This window comes from Streptomyces niveus (assembly GCF_001723055.1).
In the GTDB taxonomy this organism is placed as follows: domain Bacteria; phylum Actinomycetota; class Actinomycetes; order Streptomycetales; family Streptomycetaceae; genus Streptomyces; species Streptomyces niveus.
Genome location: NZ_MDCR01000549.1, coordinates 1 through 1,559, shown reverse-complemented (window position 1 = coordinate 1,559; position 1,559 = coordinate 1). Strand labels below are relative to the sequence as shown.

2 protein-coding genes are annotated in these 1,559 nt (G+C 72.7%); one reads left to right on the top strand and one right to left on the bottom strand.

What is annotated here, in order from left to right; translation table 11 throughout:
* Nucleotides 1–141: 141 nt before the first annotated feature.
* Nucleotides 142–990 (top strand): ABC transporter permease subunit, encoded by an 849-nt coding sequence (locus BHU15_RS37485; RefSeq protein ID WP_069631142.1) that lies wholly within the window; start codon nucleotides 142–144, stop codon nucleotides 988–990.
* Nucleotides 991–1,079: 89 nt separating this feature from the next.
* Here BHU15_RS37485 and BHU15_RS37480 read toward each other — a convergent pair whose 3' ends face one another.
* The gene (locus BHU15_RS37480; RefSeq protein WP_069631141.1) at nucleotides 1,080–1,409 is read right to left on the bottom strand and encodes an Rv1322 family protein; all 330 of its coding nucleotides are present in this window, start codon (nucleotides 1,407–1,409) and stop codon (nucleotides 1,080–1,082) included.
* Nucleotides 1,410–1,559 lie beyond the last annotated feature (150 nt).

Sequence of the window (1,559 nt, the reverse complement as noted above, 5' to 3'; positions counted from 1 at the left end):
CGCATCCCCCGCGCCTCCCACGTCGGCACCGGCATCGGCACCGGCGCCCGCACCGGCGACCGCCGCCGACTTCGTCAAGAGCCTGGGCGACGCGAAGCCCGCCGAGACCGCAGCCGCGACCGACAGCACCGAGGACGCCCGATGACCGCCCCGTACGAGCAGCCGCAGGCCCCGATCTGGCAGGGCGGCCAGCCCCTCGGGTCGTACATCTCGCCGATCCCGGTCCGCCGGGCCACCCTCGGGGACGCGCTCGCCTCGGAGTGGACCAAGATCCGTTCCGTCCGCTCCACCGTGTGGACGCTCAGCGTCATGATCGTCCTGATGGTGGGCATCGGCTCGCTCGTGGCCTGGGCCGTCTCCTTCGCGGAGCAGACACCCGACGGTGAGTCGGTGCTGCCGATGGGCTTCTTCGGCGTACTGCTGGGCTCGATCTGTGTGATCACCCTCGGTGTGCTGACGATCGCGTCCGAGTACGGCACGGGCATGATCCGCACCACGCTGACCGCCTGCCCCAGCCGGGGCCGGGTGCTGGCGGCGAAGTCGATCGTCTTCTTCCTGCTGGTGTTCACCACCACGACGGTGACGGCGGCCCTGGTGGGCGGCATCCAGGTCGCGCTGCTCGGCGGGCGCGCGCCCACCGGCGAGGAGTGGCTGCGGGCGACGTTCGGTGTCGGCCTCTACGTAGCGCTGCTGGGCCTGCTGGCGCTGGCCGTCGGCGCGCTCATCCGGCACTCGGCGGGCGCGATCACCATCATGATCGGGCTGGTGCTGCTGCCGCTGGTGCTGGCGATGTTCATGTTCTCGCCGTCGATGGCAGACGTGCAGGAGACGCTCTTCTCGTACTCGATCCCGAGCCAGCTCGCGGTGCTGTACGACACCTCGATGACCGGGTCCGGGCCCAGCGGCTGGGACCCGCTGTTCATCGGGGCGGGTGTCACGGCCGTGGCGATGGTCCTCGCCGCGCTCGCGCTCAACCGGCGCGACGTGTAAGGCGAGTTGAGGGCTGCCAGGCAGGTGGGCCGCCAGGCCGGTGGGCCGCCGGTCATGCCCGCCCGGCTCGTCCGCCCCACCCGCCCCGCTCAGAACTTGGGCGCGTTACGGGACCGCTGCACCCGCGAGGTGCGGCGGTCCTTCGCGTTCCAGCACGCCTTGTGCCAGTGCCGCCGGTCGTCCACGCCGCCGTACTCCGGCCACGCCACCACGTGCGGCACACCCGAGGGGATCTCCTGGTCGCAGCCGGGGCAGCGGTAGCGCTTGCCCGCGGCGCTCGCGCCCGCCACGTTCCGGACCGCCCACTCCTCGCCCTGCCAGGACTCGGTCCGCTGGAAGCCGCCGTACCGGTCCGACGCCTCGCCGGCGTGGTCGGTCGGGGGCTCGCCGCCTCGGGGGCGGTTGCGGCGCGGGGACACATGACACCTCACGGGGCAGACAGCACGGTTCCCCTCCAGCGTACGGGCCGCTCCCCCGGTGCCAGGCCCGCGCGGCGTGAGACCGTGGGCACCCGCACGGTGCAGTTAGCGGACAATCGCAACAACTTCCGCCGCGCCCGTGCCCATGGC

Bases quoted from the DNA above. Each gene is read 5' to 3' on its own strand.
- BHU15_RS37485 (WP_069631142.1), top strand. From the start codon at position 142: ATGACCGCCCCGTACGAGCAGCCGCAGGCCCCGATCTGGCAGGGCGGC.